Below are 22,465 nucleotides of genomic sequence, written 5' to 3' on the forward strand. Positions count from 1 at the left end.
CTCTATCTCGACATGCGACCGTTCGCATGTCGAGATAGAGGCAGACGGAACCCCCGGCGACCGGCGAGGACGGGGCCGGGCGATCTCACGCGGAGGCCGCACGTGACCCACGACGTCTTCAACCAGGTCCCCCCGCTCACCGGTCACGACGTGTCCGCCGACGCGGCCCTCACCGAGGGCCTGGCCCGCGAGGGCGCCGGCTGGGCCCTGGAGGAGCTGCGGCGGCTCGGCACGCTCGCCGGGACGGAGCGGGCCGCCGAGTGGGGGCGGCTGGCCAACGAGCACCCGCCGGTGCTGCGCACCCACGACCGCTACGGCCACCGGATCGACGAGGTCGAGTTCCACCCCGCCTGGCACGAGCTGATGACCGTGGCGGTGTCCGGCGGCCTGCACGCGGCCCCGTGGACCGACCCGCGGCCGGGCGCGCACGTGGCCCGGGCCGCCGGGTTCTACGTCTGGAGCCAGGTCGAGGCCGGGCACGGCTGCCCGGTCTCGATGACCTACGCGGCCGTCCCGGCGCTGCGCCACGCCCCGGAACTGGCCGCCGAGTGGGAGCCCCGGCTGGCCTCCCGCGAGTACGACTTCGGGCTCCGGCCGGCGGCCGCCAAGCGCGGCGTGCTGGCCGGGATGGCGATGACCGAGAAGCAGGGCGGCTCCGACGTGCGCGCCAACACCACCCGGGCCGAGCCGCTGAGCGACGGGACCTACGCCCTAACCGGCCACAAGTGGTTCAACTCCGCCCCGATGTGCGACGTGTTCCTCGTCCTGGCCCAGGCTCCGGGCGGCCTGACCTGCTTCCTGCTCCCCCGCGTGCTGCCCGACGGCACCCGCAACGCCATGCGCCTGATGCGGCTGAAGGACAAGCTGGGCAACAGGTCCAACGCCAGCTCCGAGGTGGAGTACCACGGGGCCGTCGCCTGGCGGGTGGGCGAGGAGGGCCGGGGCGTGCGGACCATCCTGGAGATGGTCAACATGACCCGGCTGGACTGCGTGATCGGCTCGGCCGCCGGCATGCGGTACGGCCTGCGCCAGGCGGTCCACCACGCCGCGCACCGCGGCGCGTTCGGCCGCCGCCTGATCGAGCAGCCGCTGATGCGCAACGTCCTGGCCGACCTGGCCGTGGAGTCGGAGGCCGCGACCGCGCTGATGACGCGCCTGGCCGGGGCGACCGACCGGGCCGCCGGGAACGCCGCCGGGGACGCCACGGAGGCCGCGCTGCGCCGTACCGCGCTGGCCGTCGGCAAGTACTGGGTGTGCAAGCGGGCGCCGGTCCACGCGGCCGAGGCGATGGAGTGCCTGGGCGGCAACGGCTACGTGGAGGATTCGCAGCTGCCGCGGCTGTTCCGCGAGTCGCCGCTGAACGGCATCTGGGAGGGGTCGGGGAACGTGGCGGCGCTGGACGTGCTGCGCGCCCTGGGCCGCGAGCCGGAGGCCCTGGAGGCGTTCCTCGGCGAGGTCGCGCTCGCCGCCGGGGCCGACCGCCGGTTGGACGACGCCGCCGACCGGTTGCGCAAGTCGCTGTCGGACCCGGCCGACATCGAGTCCCGCGCCCGCCGGCTCGCCGAGGACATGGCGCTGGTCCTGCAGGGCTCCCTGCTGGTGCGGCACGCGCCCGCGGCCGTCGCCGACGCCTTCTGCGCCTCCCGGCTTTCCGGTGAGGGCGGCCGGGCGTTCGGTACGCTGCCCTCCGGGCTGGATCTTGACGCCGTCATCGACCGGGTCGCACACCCCGGCGCCTGAACGGCGTATGTTCGCTCATGAACATTGATCGATCGAAAGGACATCGCCATGGCGACGACCCGTACCGCGACGACCCAGTGGAAGGGCTCCCTGATGGAGGGCTCCGGCACGGTCGCGCTGGACTCCTCCGGCGTGGGCACGTTCGACGTGTCCTGGCCCTCGCGGGCCGAGCAGCCGGGCGGCAAGACCTCTCCGGAGGAGCTGATCGCGGCCGCCCACTCGTCCTGCTTCTCGATGGCCCTGTCGCACGGCCTGGCCCAGGCGGGCACGCCGCCGCAGTCGGTGGAGACGAAGGCCGACGTGACCTTCCAGCCGGGTGAGGGCATCACCGGGATCGTCATCTCGGTCCGCGCCCACGTCCCGGGGATCAGCGCCGAGCAGTTCCAGACCGCGGCCGAGACGGCCAAGGCCAACTGCCCGGTGAGCAAGGCCCTGGCCGGCACCACGATCAGCCTCAACGCCGAACTGCTGAGCTGACCGCCGCGCTCCCGCGCTCCCGCGGTCGCGTGCGCCCCGGTGCGGGCGCGCGCGGCCGCGTTCCGCGCCCCGCCCGCGCCGCGCCGTACCTGCGGGCCGGGGCGGAAAAAGGCGGGCGCACCCCGCGCGGGAGACCCGACTGGAGGAGAATCTGGTTACATGCGCGAAGTCTGGCCGGGAGAGCCGTACCCGCTCGGTGCCACGTGGGATGGCGTGGGCACCGGTTTCGCCCTGTTCTCCGAGGTGGCCGAGCGGGTGGAGCTGTGCCTGTTCGGTGAGGACGGGCGTGAGGAGCGCGTCGACCTGCCCGAGGTCGACGGGTTCGTCTGGCACGGCTACCTGCCGGGCGTGATGCCCGGGCAGCGGTACGGCTACCGCGTCCACGGGCCTTACGAGCCCTCCCAGGGGCACCGGTGCAACCCCGCTAAACTCCTCCTCGACCCCTACGCCAAGGCGATCGACGGCGAACTGTCGTGGGACGAGGCGCTGTTCTCCTACCGGTTCACCGATCCGGCCGCGCGCAACGACTACGACAGCGCCCCCTTCATGCCGAAGAACGTGGTGGTCAACCCGTTCTTCGACTGGGGCGCCGACCGGCCGCCCCGCACGCCGTACCACCAGACCGTGATCTACGAGGCGCACGTGCGCGGGCTCACCATGCGCCATCCCGCGGTCCCCGAGGAGCAGCGCGGCACCTACGCCGGGCTGGCCCACCCGGCGGTCCTCGACCACCTGCTGAGCCTGGGCGTGACGGCGGTGGAGCTGATGCCGGTGCACCAGTTCGTGCCGGAGCACGCGATGGTGGCCCGGGGGCTGACGAACTACTGGGGCTACAACACCATCTCCTACCTCGCCCCGCACAACGGCTACGCCTCCGGCGGCCGGCGCGGCGAGCAGGTGCTGGAGTTCAAGGCCATGGTCAAGGCGCTGCACGAGGCGGGCATCGAGGTCATCCTCGACGTGGTCTACAACCACACCGCCGAGGGCGACCACATGGGGCCCACGCTCTCCTTCCGGGGCATCGACAACACCGCCTACTACCGGCTGCACGACGGCGACCGGCGCTACTACCTCGACTACACCGGCTGCGGCAACTCCCTCAACGTCCGCTCCCCGCACGCGCTCCAGCTCATCATGGACTCCCTGCGCTACTGGGTCCTGGAGATGCACGTGGACGGCTTCCGCTTCGACCTGGCCTCCGCGCTCGCCCGCGAGCTGCACGACGTCGACCGGCTGAGCGCGTTCTTCGACCTGATCCAGCAGGACCCGGTGATCTCGCAGGTGAAGCTGATCGCCGAGCCCTGGGACGTGGGGCCGGGCGGTTACCAGGTGGGCAACTTCCCGCCGCTGTGGACCGAGTGGAACGGCAAGTACCGCGACACGGTCCGCGACTTCTGGCGGGGCAACGGCTCGGCGCTGCCGGAGTTCGCCTCCCGGCTGACCGGCTCGGCGGACCTGTACGCCACCTCCGGCCGCCGCCCGGTGGCCTCGATCAACTTCGTCACCGCGCACGACGGGTTCACCCTGAACGACCTGGTCTCCTACGACCGCAAGCACAACGAGGCCAACGGGGAGAACAACCGCGACGGCACCGACGACAACCGGTCCTGGAACTGCGGCGCCGAGGGCCCGGTCGAGGACCCGGCGATCGTACGGCTCCGCCGCCGGCAGCGGCGCAACTTCCTGGCCACCCTGTTCATCTCCCAGGGCGTGCCCATGCTGGTCGCCGGCGACGAGCTCGGCCGGACCCAGCACGGCAACAACAACGCCTACTGCCAGGACAACGAGGTCTCCTGGATCGACTGGTCGCTGGCCGGGACCGAGGCCGACCTGCTCGGCTTCGTCCGGGCGCTGTCGGAGCTCCGCCGCGGGCACCCGGTCCTGCAGCGCCGGCGGTTCTTCCACGGCCGCCCGGCCTCCGGCGGCGTCCGTGACATCGTCTGGCTCACCCCGGCGGGGACGGAGATGTCGGCGGCCGACTGGCACACCGGCTACGCCAAGTCGCTGGCGGTCTTCCTCAACGGGGACGCCATCACCGAGCCGGGCCCGCGCGGCGAGCGGATCGTGGACGACTCGTTCCTGCTGCTGATCAACGCCCACCACGGGGACATGACCTTCACCCTCCCGGACGCCCGCTACGGCTCCGCGTGGCGGACGGTGCTGGACACCGCCGACGAGGTCGCCAGGGACGAGCCGTTCCCCGACGAGTTCTGGCCGCCGGAGTCCGTGATCGCGGTGACCGCGCGCTCGATGCAGATCCTCCGCTGCGCCAGGTCCGCCCGGGGGTGACCGCGCGCACCGGGCGGACCTTCCGGACGCGCGGGACGGCCGGCCGTACGCACCGGGCGGACCCCCGGGACCGGCGGGACGGCTCCTGGAGCTAGCGGCCGGTCGCGACCGTGGCGGTGAGCAGGACCAGCACGAACGTGGTCACTCCCGCCAGGCCGTGCAGCAGCACCGCGAGCACCGGGAAGCGCTGCTCGGCGCCGCGCGCGTGGCGGCCGCCGCCCAGCCAGCGGGTGAACATGACGAAGCCCAGCAGCGCGGCGGCCGAGAGCACGCCGAAGGAGAGCCAGGCGAGGAACCGCTGCAGGGTGAGCACGTACGCGATCCAGCAGCCCAGCGCGGAGACCGCCAGGACCGGGTGGGCGAAGACCAGCGCCGCGGGGAACCGGGTGACCTTCGTCGCCTGCTGCCGCAGGCCTCCGCCGGACAGCCACAGGTACAGCAGGTAGATCCCGACCATCGCGGTGATCGACCATGTCACGATCGCGACCAGCCCCACGCAACCCTCCCTGATCTTCAAAGAAATCATGTGACGGCGGGCCCCCGAAGTCACCAGGGCCGCCGAATCCGTTATCGACCGGTGGCTGTGCCAGGGTGGGGGGATGCGCCTCCTGCACCCCGCTCCCCCCGCCGGGACCGACGTCGATCTCGCCCTCGCCTACGCCTATCCCGGCCCGCGGTGCGTGCGGGTCAACATGGTGGCCAGCGCCGACGGCGGGATCTGGCTCAAGGGCCTGTCCGGCGGGCTGTCCGGCACGGGCGACCGGCGGGTCTTCGGGGTGCTGCGCGGGCTGGCCGACGTGATCCTGGCCGGGGCCGAGACCGTCCGCAGCGAGGGGTACGGCCCGGCCCGGCCGCGGGAGTCCTGGCGGGCGCTGCGCGAGGGCCGCCCCGCCGCCCCGGCGGTCGCCGTGGTCACCCGGAGCCTGGAGCTGGACCTGGACTCCCCGCTGTTCACCGAGGCGGAGCCGGGCGCGCGCACGATCGTCGTCACCTGCGGGGCGGCTCCGGCGGACCGGCGCGCGCGGGCGGCCGGGCGCGCCGACGTGATCGTGGCCGGGGACGACCGGGTGGACCTGGCCGCGGCGGTCCGGGAGCTCGGCGAGCGGGGACTGGGCCGGGTGCTGTGCGAGGGCGGGGCGCGGATCAACGGCCAGCTCGCCGCCGCGGACCTGGTGGACGAGCTCTGCCTGACGGTCAGCCCGATGCTGGTCGGCGGGTCCGCCGCCCGGGTCCTGGACGGCCCGGACGTGCTCGCCCGCCTCCGGCTGGCCCACGTCCTGGAGGAGGACGGCTTCCTGTTCACCAGATATGTACGGTCTTCTTCCTGAATTCCATGGACATCGACGGGCATAAACGATATATCTCGATCATGGATAGATCATCCTCCCCCGGCGACGAGCTGCGCGCAGCGGTCGAGGCCCGTCGCGAGCTCGGCCCCGAATTCGAGGACTCCCTGGTCGAGGGCTTCCTGGAGAAGATGGACAGCGAGATCGACCGGCGGGTGGACGAGCGGCTCGCGGCCCGCGCCCCGGCCGTCCGCCCCTCCGTGGCCGCCGGGCAGCGGCTCGCGCTCTCGATCGTCTCCCTCGCCCTGGGCGTGCCGTCGACGGTGGCCCTGGCCCTCATCCTGGACAATCCCGGCTTCGTGCTCGCGGTCATCTGGGTCGGCATCATCGCGGTGAACTTCGCCTTCGCCGGGGGCGGGCAGCACGACCGGCGGCGATGACACCGGGCGGCCCCCGCCGGTCCGGCCGCCTCCTCCGGCGGATCCCGGGCACCGGACCGGTCGGCGGGCGGTGACGGCCGGGACACGCCCTCTTACGTAAAACCGAATGCCGTTCTAGAGTCTGCGCATGAGCATCGGGATCACGGGGGAGCACCGGGCACTCGCGGCCTCCGTCCACGGTTTCGCCGGGCGGAACATCGCGGTCCGCGGCGCGGAGCACGAGCCTTTCCGTGCCGCGCTGGCCGCGCAGGGGCTGCTGGGGCTGCACCTTCCGGAGGAGCACGGCGGGCAGGGCGGCGGGCTGGCGGAGCTCTCCGTCGCGCTGGAGGCCCTGGGCGAGCACTGCACCCCCGGATCCCACCTGCCCACCGCCCTCGCCTCGGCGATCATCTCCCGCGGCGGGTCCGCGCACGGGCTCCTGCCCGCCCTGGCCGACGGGACCCTGACCGCCGCCGTCGCCCTGCCCGGAGGCCTCCGCGCCGCGACCCCGGCCGTCGCGTCCCCGGACGCCCCCGCCGCGCGCCCCGCTCCGGGCACCGCCGGGCCGGGCGCCTCCGCCCAGGGCCCGGCCGCCGGGGACGCGGCCCGGCCCGAGCGCCTTCTGACCGCACTGGGCGCGCCTGACGCCGGACTCGTCGTCCTGCCGCTCGCCGACGGCCGGTGGGCCGCCCTCGACCGCGCCGACTGCGTGACGGAGCCGCTGGAGGGCGTCGATCCGACCCGGCCGCTGACGGCGGTGGCGGCGGTGGCGGCACGGCCCGTACCGGCCGACCGGGTGCTGGACGGGGTGACCGCGGAGCTGGTGAGCGCCCTGGCGGTCGTCCTGCTCGGCGCCGAGGCCTGCGGCGTGGCCGCCTGGGCGGTGACCACCGCCGCGGAGTACGCCAAGGTCCGCGTGCAGTTCGACCGCCCCATCGGCCAGTTCCAGGGCGTCAAGCACCGGTGCGCCGCCATGCTCGTCGCCCTGGAGCAGGCCCGCGCCGCGGTGTGGGACGCCGCCCGGGCCCTCGACGCCGCCGCTCCCCTCACCTCCGGTCCCCTCACCTCCGGTCCCCACGTCTCCGGTCCCCACGTCTCCGGCCCCCATGTCTCCGATCCAGGCGGGACGCGCGGGGAGAACACGGCGGCCCCCGCCGGGACGTCCACCGGAGAGGCCGCCCTCGCGGTGGCCGCGGCCGGGGTGCTCGCCGCCGACGCGGCCGTACGGTGCGCCGCCGACGCGATCCAGGTGCTGGGCGGGATCGGCTACACCTACGAGCACGACGCCCACCTGTACTACCGCCGCGCCCTGTCCCTGCGGGCGCTGAGCGGCGATCCGGGAGAGTGGGCCGAGCGCGCGGCCGTCCTGGCCGCCGCCGGAGTGCGCAGGGCGACGGAGCCGGACCTCCCCGCCGAGGCCGAGCCCTTCCGCCGGGAGATCCGGGCCGCCGTCGCCTCCCTGGCCGCGGAGGAGCCGCTGACCCGGCTGGCCCGGTTCGCCTCCGAGGGCTGGCTCATGCCGCACCTGCCGGAGCCGTGGGGCCGCGCGGCCTCTCCGCTGGAGCAGGTCGTCATCCACCAGGAGTTCCGCGCCGCCGGGGTCCGGCGCCCCAACCTGGCCATCGCCGCCTGGGCCGTGCCGTCCATCGTCCGGTACGGCACGCCGGAGCAGCGGGAGCGCTTCCTGCCCAAGACCTTCACCACCGAGATCACGTGGTGCCAGCTCTTCAGCGAGCCCGGCGCCGGGTCCGACCTCGCCTCGCTGTCCACCCGGGCCGTGCGGGTCGAGGGCGGCTGGTCCCTGAGCGGCCAGAAGACCTGGAACTCCCTGGCCCAGTACGCGCACTGGGGCATCTGCCTGGCCAGGACCGACCCGGACGCCCCCAAGCACGAGGGCATCACCTACTTCCTGGTCGACATGTCCTCCCCCGGCGTCACCGTCCGCCCGCTGAAGGAGATCAACGGAGACGAGATCTTCAACGAGGTCTTCCTCGACGACGTCTTCGTCCCCGACGACCTGGTGGTCGGGGAGGTCGGGCAGGGCTGGAAGGTCGCCCGCGACACCCTGTCCCATGAGCGCGTCGCCCTCGGCGACTCCTGGGGACCCGGCTCGCAGCACACCGACATGGTCAAGCTGATCGGCAGGCTCGGCGGCCCGCAGGCGCTCCGCCCCGCCGCGCTGGAGCAGGCCGGACGGCTGTGGGCCGAGGGCCAGGCGATCTCCGCGCTCGGGCTGCGCGTCACCCTCTCCCAGCTGTCCGGCGGCGACCCGGGCACGGCCTCCAGCGTCCGCAAGCTCCTCGGCATGCGCCACTCCCAGGCCGTCTCCGAGTTCTGCTGGTCGATCGACCCCGCCTCGCCGTACTGGAACCGGATGGTCCTCGCCACCCGGGCCTTCACGATCGGCGGCGGCACCACCGAGATCCAGCTGAACATCATCGCCGAGCGCGCCCTCGCCCTCCCCCGCGACCCGTGACCGCCCGCGCCGCCGTACGGCGGCGCGGGGGACTCAGGTCCGGCGGTAGACGCGCGCGAGGTGGGCGTAGACGATCGTGTTGCCCGTGTAGCTGCGGGTCCCGTGGTCGAAGGCGCCGCCGCAGGTGACGAGGCGCAGGGCGGCGTAGTCCACGTCACCGTAGACGCGGGCCGTGGGGAAGGCGTCCTTGGCGGCGAGCTCGCTCGCGTCGACCGCGAAGACCGCCACGGAGCCGTCCCGGCGCAGCACCTGGATCTGGTCGCCGCGCCTGAGCCTGTGCAGGCGGGCGAAGACGGCGGGCCCGGTGCGGGTGTCGAGATGCCCCGTGATGACGGCGGGACCGCGTTCGCCGGGAGCCGGGCCTCCGGCGTACCAGCCGGCGAGGTCCGGAGGGTGCAGGGGCGGGTTCTCGATGGCGCCCCCGGCGCCGAGGCCAAGCCGCATCAACCGGGCCGTCACCCCGATCCTGGGGATGTGCACGGTCAGCGGCACGGACCTCTTCAGCGGCCGGGCGAACGTGTACGCCAGCGACCCGCCGGAGGCCACCGGCACGAGCGGGCGGCGCGACACGCCCTCCGGCGGCGCGGCCGGCGACGCCTCCGCAGGCGGCGGCTGCCCGGCCGACGCGGAGAAGGCGCCCTCCTCGGAGAGGATGCGGCCGACGCCGAGCCCGCACAGCAGCACCCCGGCCGCGGTGGCCAGCGCCGCCGCCCCGAGCGTCGGCCGCCGCCCGGTGGACGGCACCGGTTACGCTTCGGCCGACCGGCGGCCCCGTACGGCGAGGCCCGCCAGCCCGGCTCCCAGCAGCAGCGCCGCGCCGCCCGCGGCGAGGGGCCAGTCACCGGACCGGGCCTCCGGCGCGAGGCCCCCGCCGCCCGTCTGCGGGGCGCCCTCCGGGATCCTGCGCCGCTCGTCCGCCCTGGGGTCCCACGAGGCGGGCAGGGAGGCCGGGGCCCTGGAGACCGTCTCACCGGGCACGGCGGTCCAGCTCTGGCCGGACCCGCCCGAACCGCCCCCGCCCGGAGCGGTCGGCCAGGATCCGGTGGAGGGCGCCGTCGGCTTCCCCGGCCACCCCTTCGACCCCTTGTCCGTGAAGTCCTTCCCGGAGTCCTTGTCCGTGAGGTCCTTGTCCGTGAAGTCCGTGCCTGTGCCCTTGTCCGTGCCCTTGTCCCGGACCGGCTTCCCACCGGCGGTCTTCTCCGGCCGGGACACGCCCGAGGCCTCCTTCACCCCGCCCCCGGTCCCGCCGGACGCGCCCCCGGACCGGTCCCCGTCCCCACCGGAGGCGTGCGCCTCCGACGAGGTGGAACCCGAGCCCAGCGCTCCCGCCCACACGTCGTCCTGGCGGCTCGACACCCCCCCGCCGGGACCGCGCGTCTCCCGGCCGCCGTCCCCCCGGGCCCGCCCTCCGGACTGTCCCACCGCCTGTCCCGCCGCCCCGCCCGGCTGCGACGCGCACGGCGGCAGGATCGTCTCGCATGTGCCCGGCACGGCCCGCCCGTCCACCGGTGACGCCTGGGCGGCGGCCGTACCGATCCCGACCGCCAGGGCGGCGCCTCCGAATGAGAAGGCCGTCACCGCACCCACCGCCGCGAGACGTCGTGCTCCTGCGATAGCCGCCACAGTTCTGCCCCCGGTGCCGATGTGTTCCGCGTGTCTTCGATGCACGGCCGAGCTTCGCGAACCGGCGGAGCGGGAGGCAAGCGCCGCCCTCCGGAGGCGGCCCATCGTTTACCCGAATCAGACGCAGACTTTGCCGCCCGGCCCGGTTAGCCGTACGGCGGCGCCGGACGGACGGGTCCGTCCCGGAGTCGCCGCGGCGGCGGGACCGGGCTCTCGACGGGACGGACCGCGATCATCCGTCCCGCTCTCCGGTCCCGGGCGCTGGCGCGCCACCCGGCCGGCGGCATTCGCACCGTCCCGTTGATCCTCTGGACGGCCGGACGGATGATCTCATCCCTCATCTGGAAGGTGAAAACCCCCCACACTGACAAGGACGCCGGATCGGGCGCCCGAGGATGCTCCGCCCTCCAAGATTTTTCTCCCGGCCGCGGCGTTCGCGTAGAGTCATGACATGGACAAGGTGGTCAAGAGCGACGCCGAGTGGCGCGCCCAGCTCTCTCCCGAGGAGTTCCAGGTGCTCCGCCAGGCAGGCACGGAGCGTCCCTTCACCGGCGAGTACGTCGACACCAAGACCGTGGGCGTCTACAGCTGCCGCGCCTGCGGCGCCGAGCTGTTCCGGTCGGACACCAAGTTCGACAGCCACTGCGGCTGGCCCAGCTTCTACGAGCCCTCCGCGTCCGAGGCCGTCACCCTGATCGAGGACCGCTCCCTCGGGATGGTCCGCACCGAGGTCCGCTGCGCCCGCTGCGACTCCCACCTCGGCCACGTGTTCCACGGCGAGGGCTACGCCACGCCCACCGACGACCGCTACTGCATCAACTCCGTCTCGCTCAGGCTGGAGCCCGCCGAGTAGCCCCGGCCCCGGCCGGTTCTCCGGAGCACACCCGGGACTTTCCGCATTCACCCGCGCGGGCGGGTGAATGCCCGCCCTGGCACGGGTAAAGACTACTACGCACAGTGTGCAAGGATCTCCAAAGAGTGATCTTTCTCCCGAGGAGCCCCCGTGCATCTCCGCCACAGGTGGGAGATCATCGAGACCATCGGCAGGGTGGTCACCCAGCGCTGCACGATGTGCGGAAAGACCCGGGTCAGGATCCTCTGACGTCCCCTCGGCGCGGGCGAGGGGACGCTCGAGCGGAGCGGGATCGGCTCTCCCGATCAGGCGGCACCGCAGACGTCGCGGATCCGCGGCGCGTGACGCGGATCCGCCCTGACGGCACGGCCGGGGCCTTACCGGCCCGGCCTGGGGTAGGTGACCCGGCAGGTGGAGTCGTCGGGGCCCAGCACGTTGGCCAGGACCGGGTTGCCGTTCTCGCCGAACTCCGCCTGGACGAAGACCACGGGGTCGTCCTCCCCGACCTCCTCGGCGAGGTAGTCGAGGCCCGTCTCGCACAGTTCGAGCGCCTGCTTGGAGTTGTCCGCCGACTCCGGCAGGTCGGTGTATATCCGCAGGTATCCCCCGACCATGCGGATGTCCTTCACCCGCTTGGCCGCCTTGCTCCGCTGGAAGTACGCGACGGCCCCGGTGTCGGTGTGCTTGGACCGGCCCGCCGCCTCGGCCTCCTCGACCTTCGCGGCCTTCTCGGATTTCTTCGCGGGCTTCCCGCCCCCGGGTTCACGGGTCTCGGGCTTCCCGGCGTCCGCCTCACCGGCCACGGCGGGGTCCTTCCGTTCCGAGGCCTCACCGGTCCCGGGCTTCTCCGCGCCGGGCTCCCCGGCCGCGGGCTCCCGCGCCGCGCCGCCCGGATCACCGGCGGGCGCGCCCGAGCCCGCGCCGTCGAGCCCCGCGGTCACCATCGGGGTCCGCCGTCCGTCCGCCCCCGCCGGACCGGAGGGCGCCGCCCGCGGCACCCCCGCCTGCGGGAGCGCCACGGCCGTCTCCGGCGCCGCTCCCCCGTCCGCGGGGCCCCGCTGCGAGGTCTTCCCGCCGGCGGCGGGAGCCTCGCCGGACGACGAGCTCACGACCACGATCCCGGCGACCGCGACCGCCAGGGCCGCGGCCCCCACGGACACCTCCCGGCTCCACCGCCGGGACCTCTTCCTGCGGTGGCCGCCCCTGTGCCGCCCGGAACGCACCAGACCTTCGCCCTTGGTCACCTTGACCTCGCACTCGGGAGATTTTCCCTGAGTATGACAAAATTTTGGAACGAGGCCGCCCGTTTCCGGCAGGGCTTTACCTTTCACCCCGGAGTCACCGCCGGGTCATCGCGGGGTCACCGCGGGGCGCTTCACGGCAGGGCGTTGACCAGCTCGCTCACCGGCTTGCGGATGCCGGTGTAGAAGGGGATCTCCTCCCGGGTGTGCCGCCGGGCCTCGGCCCCGCGCAGGGTGCGCATCAGGTCGACGATGCGGTGCAGCTCGTCGGCCTCGAAGGCGAGCATCCACTCGTAGTCGTTCAGGGCGAAGCACGCGACGGTGTTGGCCCGCACGTCGGGGTAGTCACGGGCCATCCGGCCGTGCTCGGCGAGCATCCGGCGGCGGTCGGCGTCGTCCAGGAGGTACCACTCCAGGGAGCGGACGAACGGGTAGACGCAGACGTTGGCCCGCGGCTCCTCCTCGGCGAGGAACGCCGGGATGTGCGACTTGTTGAACTCCGCCGGGCGGTGCAGGGCCATCGCCGACCAGACCGGCTCGGTCAGCCTGCCCAGATCGGTGCGGCGGAACCGCGAGTAGGTCTCCTGCAGGTCCTCGGCGGTCGGCGCGTGCCACCAGAACATGAAGTCGGCGTCGGCGCGGAAACCGCCCACGTCGTAGACGCCGCGGGTCACGACGTCCTTCTCGGCCATCTGCGCCAGGAGGTCCTCGACCTCGCCGGCCAGGCCCTCCCGGTTGCCCGGGCAGCCGTCGCGCAACCTGAAGACCGACCACATCGTGTAGCGGATCACCTGGTTCAGGTCACGCGCCTTGGGCCGCTGCTTCTCGTCCGTCGTCCTCACCCTCTCATCAGGAACTCTGCTTCCCCCGCCCTCCAAATCTAGCGAGGAGGGCGTCCGGTCCGTCCGGCGGGGAACGGCCTCCCGGACCTCCCGGACCTCCGTGCCCTTCCCCGGTCCGCCCCTCCCGGCCCCCTCTCAGGCGACGGAGGAGCCGCTCTGCCGGGAGGCCAGGTGGTCCAGGATCCGGGCCGCCGCCGTACGCGCGGTGGCGATGCAGGCGGGGATGCCGACGCCGTCGTAGGCCGCGCCGCACAGGGCCAGGCCGGGCTGGGCCGCGACCGCCGCGCGGATGCGCGCGACCCGGTCCAGGTGGCCCACGTTGTACTGCGGGAGCGAGCCGCCCCAGCGGGTGACCCGGGAGTCCAGGGGCAGGCCCCGCACGCCCAGGATCTCGGCCGCCTCCGCCATCGCCAGGGCGACCAGCTCGGCGTCGTCGCGCTGCAGGAGCGCCTCCTCCCCGAGCCGCCCGATCGAGCAGCGCAGCACGACCAGGTTGGGGTCGGCCTCGGCCAGGTGCGGCCACTTGACCGAGCTGAACGTCGCGGCCTTGACCGGGCGGCCCTCGGCCGGCGGCACCAGGTAGCCGCTGCCGGCCGGAGCCTGCGGGAAGGCCACCCGCGGATAGGCCAGGGTGACGATGGCCATGCTGGCGTACTCGATCCTGGCCAGCTCGGCCGCGGCCTTGGGCACCTCGGCCGCGAGCAGGCGGCCGGCCGCGGGGGCGGGGGCGGCGACGACCACCGCGTCGGCCTCGACGACCTCGGGATCGGGCACCGGCCCGGCCACCAGCCGCCAGCCGCTCCCCGCGCGGCGCAGCTCCCGGACCATCACCCCGGTCCTGATCTCCGCACCGGAGGCGGCGGCGACGGCCTCGGGCAGGCTGCCCATGCCGCGGCGCAGGGTGGCGAAGACGGGACCGGCGTCCTTGGGCGCCTCAGCGGTGATCTTCCGGGCGGCGGCGAGCAGGGAGCGCTCGGAACGGGCGACCGCGGCGATCCTGGGCATCGTCGCGTCCAAGGAGAGGGCCTCCGCCCGGCCGGCGTAGACGCCGCCGAGGATCGGCTCGATCAGCCGGTCCACCACCTCCCCGCCCATCCGGGCGCGGACGTAGGCGGCCACCGAGACGTCGGTGGTGACGAGCGTGGCCGGCATGACCTGGTCCAGCGGCACCCTCGCCAGCCCCGCGGGGCTCAGCACGCCCGACCGGGCCAGGGCCAGCAGGTCGGACGGGACGCCCATGACCTGTCCCCTCGGCATCGGCCGCAGCGCCCCGCCGACCAGCAGGGCCGCCTGGGCCTCCCCGGGGTGCCGCAGCTCCTCGCCGAGCCCGACCGACCTGGCCAGGTCCCTGCCCTCGGGCCGCCGCAGGAGCATCGCCTCGGCCCCGGCGTCGACCGCGACCCCGGCCACCTCGCTCGCGAGGAGCTTGCCGCCGATCCGCCCGGCGCCGTCGAGCACGGTCACCCGGACGTCCCCGCCGCCCTGCCGCAGATGCCACGCCGCGGCCAGACCGGCGATCCCGCCGCCGACGACCACCACATGGCTCCGGTTCCCTTCCATGACTCCTGACCGTACCGCTCCCCTGCGGCCGTCCGCGTCCTGCCCCGGGCGCGCCGTCCGGCGCCGCCCACCGCCCCCGCGGCCGGGGAGAACGTGACGGCATCGTGACCCCTTCCGCCGAACCCGTGCTCTCGGATGCCCGTCTCCAGATGCATGACCAGATTCCGGTACGGCCCGCGCCTGGTGGTTCCTCTCGTGGGCCTGGCATTGTTCGCGTCGGCCTGCGGCGCGTCGGAGACGCCCTCCATGAGTGACGCCGGCGCTCCGGCGCCGGCCTCCGCCCGGGGCGGCGGTTCCGGCGAGGGCGGCGGCTCCGGCGAGGCGGGGTTCGACCGCGCGGAGAGCGCCGAGGCCCCCTCGTCCGCCGAGGCCGGGGGCGAGCGGCGGCAGACGGAGCAGGTGCAGGCGGTCCCGACCGAGCGGGCCATCGTCTACACCGCGCAGATGACCGTCCGCGCCGAGGACGTGGCCGCCTCGGCGGAGACGGCCAAGCGCATCGTCACCGCGGCCGGCGGCTATCTCTCCCAGGAGAAGTCGGACGCCTTCGGCGGCGGCGAGGCCTCCTCCACGCTGGTCTTCAAGATCCCGCCCGCCGGTTACCCCGGCGTCGTCGACCGGTTCGGCAAGGAGCTGGGGAAGCGGGAGTCGGTCCAGCAGAACACCGAGGACGTCACCGAGGAGGTCGCCGACGTCGAGAGCCGCCTGAAGTCGGCGCGGTCCGCGCTGGACTCGCTGCGCGCGCTGCTGAAGCGGGCGGACACGATCGGCCAGGTGCTCGAGGTCGAGCGGGAGATCTCCAACCGGGAGGCGGAGCTGGAGTCGCTCCAGGCCCGGCAGAAGAAGCTCGCCTCGCTCACCGGCATGGCGACGCTGACCCTGAATCTGATCGGCCCGGTGGCCGAGGCGCCCGAGCCTCCGGAGGAGGAGCCCGGCGGCTTCCTCAGCGGTCTGGAGGCGGGCTGGGACGCCTTCGTCACCACCGTCAAGGTCGGGCTGACGGTCCTCGGTGCGCTGCTCCCCTGGTTGCTCGTGATCGTCCCGGTGTGGCTGGCGATCGCCCTGGGGCTGCGCCGCAGCCGCAGGAGGCGCCCGGGACCGCCCGCGCCCTCCGGACCGGCGTCTTCCGGACGGGTTCCTCCCGGACCGGGGTCTTCCGGACCGGTTCCTCCCGGGCCGGTGACTCCCGGGCCGGCGTCTCCTGGACCGGTGACTCCGGACACGCCTCGGACGCCCTCCGGACCGGCGCCCTCCGACTCGCCGCCGGGCGACGTCAGCGGACCGACGCCCGGTGCACGAAGTCGGTGAGGCGGGCCAGCTGGTCGGGGTCGGTGCCCGGCAGCACGCCGTGACCGAGGTTGAAGACGTGGCCCTCCGCCTCGGCCCCGCGGGCGAGGATGTCGCCCGCCCTGCGCTCGACGACCTCCCAGGGGGCGAGCAGGGTCGCCGGGTCCAGGTTTCCCTGGAGCGCCTTGCCGGGGCCGACGCGGCGGGCCGCCTCGTCGAGCGGGACCCGCCAGTCCACGCCGACCACGTCGGCCCCGGCCTCGCCGAGCAGGCCGAGCAGCTCTCCGGTGCCGACGCCGAAGTGGATGCGCGGGACGCCCAGGTCGGCCAGGCCGGCGAAGATGCGGCCGGTGTAGGGGAGGACGAACTCGCGGTAGTCGTCGGGGGCGACGGCGCCGACCCAGGAGTCGAAGAGCTGCAGGGCCGAGGCTCCGGCGGCGGCCTGGATGCGCAGGAAGCCGAGGGTGATCTCGGTCAGCCGGTCCATCAGGGCGTGCCACAGGTGCGGCTCGCCGTACATCATCGCCTTGGTGTGGTCGTGGTTCTTGGAGGGGCCGCCCTCGATGAGGTAGGAGGCGAGGGTGAACGGCGCGCCGGCGAAACCGATGAGCGGCGTCGGCCCGAGCTCGCCGGTGAGCGCCCGGACGGCCTCGGTGACGTAGGAGACGTCGTCGGGCTCGATCGGACGCAGGGTCCGGACCGCGGCGGCGTCCCTGATCGGGTCGGCGATCACCGGTCCGACGCCGGGCTTGATGTCGAGGTCGATCCCGATCGCCTTGAGCGGGACCACGATGTCGCTGAAGAAGATGGCCGCGTCCACCCCGTAGCGGCGGACCGGCTGCATCGTGATCTCCACGATCAGGTCGGGGGTGGCGCAGGCCGTGAGCATGGGCACCCCGCCGCGCACGGCCCGGTACTCGGGCAGCGAGCGGCCCGCCTGGCGCATGAACCACACCGGCGTGCGGGGGACGGGCTGGCGGCGGCAGGCGCGCAGGAACGGGGAGTCGGCAAGCTCGGGATTCACCCTCCCAGGGTGCCATGCCCCCCGGCCGGTCCGCGCACCAAGTCCCAGGTGGCGCGGCCCGCCCGAAATACCGGTCAACTGGTGACATCACATCCGGAAAGGCCCCGGACGGTCATCCGCGACCATGCCGGGGCGGTCCTTCCGGTCCGGGCGTCCCGTCCGCCGGAGTTCGGCCGGAGACCCGAGGAAAGTCGGCGACCGGAGGCCTCCGATCTCGCGAGACGGCGCGGAGCGATCATGTTTGCGGGTACAGTTCCTCCCATCGGCGAACCAGGGTCGGCCCCCGGCCGGTCCAAATGTTCGTCAATCACCGCGCGGCATCGATTCCGGCACCACTTTGGGGACACGCCGAGCACGTTGCGCGGAATTGTCGGCGCGACGTGCCAACGTCGGACCACGACCCGACGAAAGGCCGTGTGCGATGACCACGATGTGGAATTCACCCGAACGCCGCGGTGAGCACTGTGCTTCCTGTGCCGCCGAGCGGGTTTTCGAGCAGCCTCCCTGCCCGGACGGCCACGGGGCGGGCGAGTGCCCCGAGTGGGCCTGCTCCGAGTGCGGGCACGCGCTGCTGCTCGGCTCCGGTTCCGGCCTCCCCGGGACGCCGGGGGTTCCCGTCGGCGCCGCGCGCGCTCCGCACCGCCCGATGGCTTCGGTTTGATCGGCTCCGATGGCTCCCACGAACACCCCGATGGTCCCCATGCGCTCAGTTTCGACCTACGCTTCCGATATGACCCTCGGTGACGCGCCGCCCGCTCCCGCCGCCTTCCGGCGTGCGGTGGCGAGCCTGCGCCCGGCCGAGGTCAGGCCGGAGATCGAGCTGGAGGACATCCCCGCGCCCCAGCGCCTGGCCCCCTATTCGGCCGCCATCGGCGCCTCGGTCTACCGCGACGACGACGAGCTCGCGGTCGGCCGCCTCATCGTGCTCTTCGACCCCGACGGCCAGCGGGGCTGGGACGGCCAGTTCCGGCTGGTCGCCTACGTCCGGGCGGACATGGAGCCGGAGATCACCGAGGACCCGCTGCTCGGTCCCGTCGCGTGGAGCTGGCTCACCGAGTCGCTCGACGCGCACGCCGCCGGCTACGCCGCCGCCGGAGGCACCGTCACCCGGGCCGTCTCCGAGGGGTTCGGCAACAAGTCCGAGGACCCGGTGACCACGGAGCTCGAGCTGCGCGCCTCCTGGTCCCCCCTGGAGGAGGACCTCTCCGGCCATGTCGCCGCCTGGTGCGATCTGATGTGCCTGGCGGCGGGCATCCCCCCCCTGCCCTCCGACGTGGCGACCCTGCCGCCGCGCCGTCGCGAAGATCCGGAGTCCTTCAGAACGTGACCGACGAGACGACGATCGTTCCACTGCTGGAACCTCGAGAAGGCATCCCCCCCGTCATCGAGGACCCGACCGGCCTCGCGCGCGTCGTGCGCGCCTTCGCCGAGGGCACCGGGCCGGTCGCCGTGGACGCCGAGCGGGCCTCGGGCTACCGCTACAGCGGCCGCGCCTATCTGGTGCAGCTGCGCCGGGCGGGTGCGGGCAGCGCGCTGATCGACCCGATCCGCTGCCCCGACCTGTCGGAGCTGGACGCGGCGCTGGCCGACGCCGAGGTGGTGCTGCACGCCGCCTCCCAGGACCTGCCCTGCCTGGCGGAGCTCGGTTTCCGCCCGCGCGCGCTGTTCGACACCGAGCTCGCCGGGCGGCTGCTCGGCTATGAGCGGGTGGGCCTCGGCATGATGGTGGAGAACGTCCTCGGCCTCCGGCTGGAGAAGGGCCATTCCGCCGCCGACTGGTCCACCCGCCCGCTGCCGGAGGACTGGCTGCGCTACGCCGCGCTCGACGTCGAGGTCCTGATCGAGCTCCGGGACGTCCTGCACGAGGAGCTGAAGGCGAGCGGGAAGCTCGCCTGGGCCGAGGAGGAGTTCGCCGCGGTGCTGGCCCACCGGTCACCGGGACCCCGCACCGACCCGTGGCGGCGCACCTCCGGGATCCACAAGGTGCGCGCCCTGCGCGGGCTGGCCGTGGTCCGGGAGCTGTGGACGCTCCGTGACTCCCTCGCCCGCGAGGCCGACCTGGCGCCGGGCCGGGTCCTGCCCGACTCGGCGATCGTCGCCGCCGCCCTGGAGTTGCCCCGCACCACCAAGGCCCTCACCGACATCCCCGCCTTCACCGGTCGCAGCGCCCGCAAGCACCTGCGCGACTGGCTCGCCGCGATCACCAGGGCACGCGCCCTGCCGGAGCCCGAGCTGCCCCAGCCCAGCGCCCCCGGAGACGGGCCGCCGCCCGCCAACCGCTGGATGGACCGCGACCCGGTCGCCGCCCGTCGGCTCGCCGCGGCGCGAGCCGCGGTCGCCGCTCTCGCCGACGAGCACCGCATGCCGACGGAGAACCTGCTGCAGCCGGAGGCCGTGCGCCGCCTGACCTGGGAGCCGCCCGCGGTCGTCGACGCGGAGACCGTCGCGGCCCGGCTGCGCGGGCTGGGCGCCCGCGAGTGGCAGATCGGGCTGACCGCCCGCCCGGTGGCCGAGGCGCTGGCCCGCCTGGAGGTCACCGGCGGGGACTGACCGGCCTGTTCCCGGGCGCGCGGTGAGGGCCCTCTCCGGCGCGCCGGGACCGTCACGGCCCAGCGGCGATCGCGGCGGAGGAGGGCGCCGTGTGCGGCAGCTCTCGGGTGAACGCCAAAGAGGCCAGCGCGAGGAGCGCCGCGGCGAGCAGACCGGCCTTGAGCGACCGGATCTGGGCCCCCTGGTAGTCGTCGACGAGCGCCTCGGCGGCGGCCCGGTCGAGACCCGCCTGCTGCGCGGCGGCCCGGACCCGGTCGGTGGCGACGAAGTCGACGCCCGACTCGACCGCCACGCCGACCTGGGCGGAGACCTCGGGGGCGATGCGGTCGTCGGCCTGGACGTTCGAGACGAACACACCGGTCAGGCCCGCCAGCACGATCGCGCCGACGAGGGCCACCCCGAGGGAGGAACCGAGCTGGCAGCCGGTGTACTGCAGACCACCGGCCTCGCTCCGGCCCGAGGCGTCGACCGACGACTGCACCACGTTGCCGAGCTGCGAGACGACGAGCCCCATGCCCACGCCGAGCAGGGCCATCGCGAGGGCGAAGACGGCGCCGGCCAGGTCGGGCCGGACGGTGGCGAGCAGGACGAGGACGGCGACGACGGCGATCACCAGGCCGGTCCTGACGATCGAGCGCACCGGATACCGGGACGACAGCCAGGAGCCTGCGGCGGCCGTGACGAACATCGCCGCGGAGGCGGGCAGCATCCTGATCCCCGTCTCCAGGGCGTCGAGACCGAGGACGAGCTGGAGGTACAGGGGGATGACGAAGAAGACGCCCATGAGGATGAGGTTCTGGGTGAGCAGGCCCACCACCCCGGCGCGCAGCGGCGGCAGGCCCAGCAGGCCGAGGTGCACCAGCGGGTCGCGGCCGCCCTTCTCGCGGTGGCGCTGCCAGCCGGCGAAGGCCCGCAGCAGCATCCCGCCGAACGCGATGACGAAGAGCGTCGGCGCGAACCCGAACGGCTCGACGGGCGGGTCCTTCGGCTCGACCCACCCCCAGGTGCTCGACTGCAGGACGCCCAGGACGATCGTCCCGAGACCGGCCGCGGAGAGCACGGCGCCCAGGATGTCGAGGCGGGGCACCGGACCACGGCGATCAGCGTCCGCCAGCGTGCGGGTCATGAGGAGGATGAGCAGGACGAGGACGACCTCCCCGAGGAAGACCACGCGCCAGGTGAGCGTCGTGGTCGCCCAGCCGCCGAGGATCGGGCCGACCGCGATGCCGGCGCCCCCGACGCCTCCGACCACGGCGAAGGCGGCCTTGCGCTCGCGTCCCTCGAAGTTCCCGGCGACCAGCGCGACCAGCGCCGGGAGCACCAGTGCCGCACCGACCCCTTCGAGGATCGACCACCCCAGCGCCAGGGTCGCCACACTCTGCGCGACGGCGGTCACGGCCGATCCGCAGCCGTAGACCACCAGGCCGGCGACGAAGGCCCGGCGGCGGCCGACGATGTCGCCGATCTTGGCGCCGGTGAGCATGAGCATGGCCATCGTCAGGCAGTAGAGGGTGATCACGGCCTGGATCGTGGGGACCGTCGTGTCGAAGTCGTCCACCAGGGTGCTGATCGAGACGTTCATCACCGACTGGTCGAGGACCATGACGAACTGGGCGGCCGCCAGCGCGGCCAGCGGCCGCCACCGTCTCATCCGTCCTCCTCCTGCCGACCGCGCAGGGCCCGGGCGATCCACTCGGGGGTCAGCCGGCGCGAGCCGATGTAGTAGAGCACCGCCCCGGACGGAAGCTCGGTCCGCCAGCCGGGGTTGACCAGCAGTTCGCCGCCGGCGCGGGCGGCGAGCATGGTCGCGCCGCCCTTGCGGCCGAGCACGGTCTGGCAGTGCTCGACCAGGACCGGCCCCAGCGACTCGGGAAGCCGTATCGAGTAGGTGCCGGCGCCGTCGTGGGTCATCAGCTCGGCGTAGACCTCGGTGATGCCGGGATGCTTCAGCTCCTCCGTGATCATGTGAGGGCTGTGCCACTGGACGCAGTGCACGGTCTCGTCCACGTACCTCAGGTGCCGCTCCCTGCCGAGGTCGCGCAGCGTGACGACCAGGTGGACGTGCCCGGCGACGTGGCCGACGGTCACCGCGACGGCCAGCGCCTCGTTGTCGTCGCGGACGTCCACGAGCACGCTGCGCGCCCGCTGCACCCCGGCGCGGCGCAGCACCGCGCCGTCGCTCAGGTCCCCCCGGACGAACACGGCTCTGCGGTCGGGCACGGGGTTGGCCGGTACGTCCTCCCAGGCGCACAGGACGACGCGCCGTCCGTCTGCGATCAGCTCGTCCACGATGCGCTCGGTCCTGCCCGGCGTGTAGCCGAGGAGCACGACGTGACCGGAGGCGTCCACCGTGACGGCGCCCCGCATCCGCCTCCCCTTCGCCCGTTCCAGCGTCTTCGCCAGCTTGGTGAAGACCGCCGTCAGCGTCGCGATGCCGCCGACGATGACGTAGGTGCCGACCACCCGCCCCGCGGCCGACTCCGGGCGCAGATCCCCGTATCCGACGGTGGCGGCGGTGACCACGAAGTACCACCAGTAGTCGGCCGGTGCGGCGACCGCGCTGCCCTCCGGTTCGGCGAGCACCATCAGCGGCCAGCTCGTCACGTAGACGCCCGCGAGCAGGGCGGCCGGCGTCCACCACGTCCCCAGGAGCCCCATCCGGGCGAGGAGGCGGGCGACGAAGACCGGCATGCCTCCTCCTGTCGGGACGGTAGACGGGTTGCGATCCGGGCCGTGCTGGGAACACCGACCGTGAGCACGACTGTACGGCCCCGTCGCGTGCAGGTGGGGGCGCCTCGCCC

The 22,465-nt window shown here is 74.0% G+C and carries 19 protein-coding genes; 10 read left to right on the forward strand and 9 right to left on the reverse strand.

The features are described 5' to 3' along the window. Positions 1–102 precede the first annotated feature (102 nt). From HS048_RS27215 to glgX, 3 genes are all read left to right on the forward strand, one after another. Entirely contained in the window at positions 103–1,740 is a 1,638-nt protein-coding gene (locus HS048_RS27215) for an isovaleryl-CoA dehydrogenase (RefSeq protein ID WP_307832668.1), read from the forward strand. A gap of 48 nt (positions 1,741–1,788) precedes the next feature. Next, positions 1,789–2,217 (forward strand): OsmC family protein, encoded by a 429-nt coding sequence (locus HS048_RS27220; protein WP_068895948.1) that lies wholly within the window; start codon positions 1,789–1,791, stop codon positions 2,215–2,217. A gap of 159 nt (positions 2,218–2,376) precedes the next feature. Continuing rightward, positions 2,377–4,506, forward strand: a complete 2,130-nt coding sequence (gene glgX, locus HS048_RS27225; RefSeq protein ID WP_196469076.1) for a glycogen debranching protein GlgX — start codon at positions 2,377–2,379, stop codon at positions 4,504–4,506. Between the two features lie 91 nt (positions 4,507–4,597). Here glgX and HS048_RS27230 read toward each other — a convergent pair whose 3' ends face one another. Next, the gene (locus HS048_RS27230) at positions 4,598–5,002 is read right to left on the reverse strand and encodes a hypothetical protein (RefSeq protein ID WP_068895951.1); all 405 of its coding nucleotides are present in this window, start codon (positions 5,000–5,002) and stop codon (positions 4,598–4,600) included. A 103-nt stretch (positions 5,003–5,105) separates the two neighbouring features. Here HS048_RS27230 and HS048_RS27235 point away from each other — a divergent pair, with 103 nt between their 5' ends. The 3 genes from HS048_RS27235 (at position 5,106) to HS048_RS27245 (ending at position 8,687) form a co-directional block, all read left to right on the forward strand. After that, positions 5,106–5,834: a pyrimidine reductase family protein gene (locus HS048_RS27235; protein ID WP_196469077.1), complete on the forward strand. Its 729-nt coding sequence runs from the start codon at positions 5,106–5,108 to the stop codon at positions 5,832–5,834. A gap of 41 nt (positions 5,835–5,875) precedes the next feature. Further along, positions 5,876–6,232, forward strand: a complete 357-nt coding sequence (locus tag HS048_RS27240; protein ID WP_196469078.1) for a hypothetical protein — start codon at positions 5,876–5,878, stop codon at positions 6,230–6,232. Between the two features lie 127 nt (positions 6,233–6,359). After that, the gene (locus HS048_RS27245; protein WP_196469079.1) at positions 6,360–8,687 is read left to right on the forward strand and encodes an acyl-CoA dehydrogenase; all 2,328 of its coding nucleotides are present in this window, start codon (positions 6,360–6,362) and stop codon (positions 8,685–8,687) included. Between the two features lie 33 nt (positions 8,688–8,720). Here HS048_RS27245 and HS048_RS27250 read toward each other — a convergent pair whose 3' ends face one another. Both HS048_RS27250 and HS048_RS27255 read right to left on the reverse strand, forming a co-directional pair. Further along, a complete protein-coding gene (locus HS048_RS27250) occupies positions 8,721–9,431 on the reverse strand; it encodes a class F sortase (protein ID WP_068895956.1) in 711 nt (236 codons plus the stop codon). 3 nt (positions 9,432–9,434) lie between these two features. After that, positions 9,435–10,265, reverse strand: a complete 831-nt coding sequence (locus HS048_RS27255) for a hypothetical protein (RefSeq protein WP_196469080.1) — start codon at positions 10,263–10,265, stop codon at positions 9,435–9,437. Positions 10,266–10,761: 496 nt separating this feature from the next. Here HS048_RS27255 and msrB point away from each other — a divergent pair, with 496 nt between their 5' ends. Next, on the forward strand, positions 10,762–11,163 hold the full coding sequence (gene msrB / locus HS048_RS27260; RefSeq protein ID WP_068895962.1) for a peptide-methionine (R)-S-oxide reductase MsrB: 402 nt from the start codon (positions 10,762–10,764) through the stop codon (positions 11,161–11,163). A 377-nt stretch (positions 11,164–11,540) separates the two neighbouring features. Here msrB and HS048_RS27265 read toward each other — a convergent pair whose 3' ends face one another. The 3 genes from HS048_RS27265 to hemG form a co-directional block, all read right to left on the reverse strand. Next, positions 11,541–12,323: a hypothetical protein gene (locus HS048_RS27265; protein WP_196469081.1), complete on the reverse strand. Its 783-nt coding sequence runs from the start codon at positions 12,321–12,323 to the stop codon at positions 11,541–11,543. A gap of 215 nt (positions 12,324–12,538) precedes the next feature. Continuing rightward, entirely contained in the window at positions 12,539–13,246 is a 708-nt protein-coding gene (gene hemQ / locus HS048_RS27270; protein WP_068895965.1) for a hydrogen peroxide-dependent heme synthase, read from the reverse strand. A gap of 135 nt (positions 13,247–13,381) precedes the next feature. Continuing rightward, positions 13,382–14,806 carry a protoporphyrinogen oxidase gene (hemG, locus tag HS048_RS27275; protein ID WP_068895967.1) on the reverse strand — a complete coding sequence of 475 codons (1,425 nt, stop codon included), beginning with the start codon at positions 14,804–14,806 and terminating at the stop codon, positions 13,382–13,384. 246 nt (positions 14,807–15,052) lie between these two features. Here hemG and HS048_RS27280 point away from each other — a divergent pair, with 246 nt between their 5' ends. Next, a complete protein-coding gene (locus HS048_RS27280) occupies positions 15,053–16,111 on the forward strand; it encodes a DUF4349 domain-containing protein (protein ID WP_068895969.1) in 1,059 nt (352 codons plus the stop codon). Here the strand turns inward: HS048_RS27280 and hemE are convergent. Then, positions 16,077–17,114: a uroporphyrinogen decarboxylase gene (gene hemE / locus HS048_RS27285; protein ID WP_068895970.1), complete on the reverse strand. Its 1,038-nt coding sequence runs from the start codon at positions 17,112–17,114 to the stop codon at positions 16,077–16,079. The two genes, HS048_RS27280 and hemE, sit on opposite strands and share 35 nt — an antisense overlap. Before the next feature lie 730 nt (positions 17,115–17,844). On the opposite strand from hemE, the gene HS048_RS27290 reads away from it, so the two are divergent. Then, positions 17,845–18,441, forward strand: a complete 597-nt coding sequence (locus HS048_RS27290; RefSeq protein WP_068895972.1) for a DUF3000 domain-containing protein — start codon at positions 17,845–17,847, stop codon at positions 18,439–18,441. After that, the gene (locus tag HS048_RS27295; RefSeq protein WP_196469082.1) at positions 18,438–19,664 is read left to right on the forward strand and encodes a ribonuclease D; all 1,227 of its coding nucleotides are present in this window, start codon (positions 18,438–18,440) and stop codon (positions 19,662–19,664) included. The genes HS048_RS27290 and HS048_RS27295 overlap by 4 nt, the downstream gene beginning before the upstream one ends. 52 nt (positions 19,665–19,716) lie before the next feature. On the opposite strand, the gene HS048_RS27300 is transcribed toward HS048_RS27295, so the two are convergent. Both HS048_RS27300 and HS048_RS27305 read right to left on the reverse strand, forming a co-directional pair. Continuing rightward, positions 19,717–21,315: an MFS transporter gene (locus tag HS048_RS27300; protein WP_196469083.1), complete on the reverse strand. Its 1,599-nt coding sequence runs from the start codon at positions 21,313–21,315 to the stop codon at positions 19,717–19,719. Beyond that, a complete protein-coding gene (locus HS048_RS27305; protein WP_196469084.1) occupies positions 21,312–22,355 on the reverse strand; it encodes an ion channel in 1,044 nt (347 codons plus the stop codon). The genes HS048_RS27300 and HS048_RS27305 overlap by 4 nt, the downstream gene beginning before the upstream one ends. Between the last annotated feature and the right edge of the window lie 110 nt (positions 22,356–22,465).

It is taken from the genome of Planomonospora sp. ID91781 (assembly GCF_015711595.1).
GTDB lineage: Bacteria > Actinomycetota > Actinomycetes > Streptosporangiales > Streptosporangiaceae > Planomonospora > Planomonospora parontospora.

Excerpts from the sequence above, each read along its gene's own strand:
- HS048_RS27290 (WP_068895972.1), top strand. The coding sequence starts at position 17,845 with ATGACCCTCGGTGACGCGCCGCCCGCTCCCGCCGCCTTCCGGCGTGCG.
- msrB (WP_068895962.1), top strand. The coding sequence starts at position 10,762 with ATGGACAAGGTGGTCAAGAGCGACGCCGAGTGGCGCGCCCAGCTCTCT.
- HS048_RS27300 (WP_196469083.1), bottom strand. The coding sequence starts at position 21,315 with ATGAGACGGTGGCGGCCGCTGGCCGCGCTGGCGGCCGCCCAGTTCGTC.
- HS048_RS27240 (WP_196469078.1), top strand. The coding sequence starts at position 5,876 with ATGGATAGATCATCCTCCCCCGGCGACGAGCTGCGCGCAGCGGTCGAG.
- glgX (WP_196469076.1), top strand. The coding sequence starts at position 2,377 with ATGCGCGAAGTCTGGCCGGGAGAGCCGTACCCGCTCGGTGCCACGTGG.
- HS048_RS27245 (WP_196469079.1), top strand. The coding sequence starts at position 6,360 with ATGAGCATCGGGATCACGGGGGAGCACCGGGCACTCGCGGCCTCCGTC.
- HS048_RS27235 (WP_196469077.1), top strand. The coding sequence starts at position 5,106 with ATGCGCCTCCTGCACCCCGCTCCCCCCGCCGGGACCGACGTCGATCTC.
- HS048_RS27280 (WP_068895969.1), top strand. The coding sequence starts at position 15,053 with ATGAGTGACGCCGGCGCTCCGGCGCCGGCCTCCGCCCGGGGCGGCGGT.
- HS048_RS27220 (WP_068895948.1), top strand. The coding sequence starts at position 1,789 with ATGGCGACGACCCGTACCGCGACGACCCAGTGGAAGGGCTCCCTGATG.
- HS048_RS27305 (WP_196469084.1), bottom strand. The coding sequence starts at position 22,355 with ATGCCGGTCTTCGTCGCCCGCCTCCTCGCCCGGATGGGGCTCCTGGGG.
- hemG (WP_068895967.1), bottom strand. The coding sequence starts at position 14,806 with ATGGAAGGGAACCGGAGCCATGTGGTGGTCGTCGGCGGCGGGATCGCC.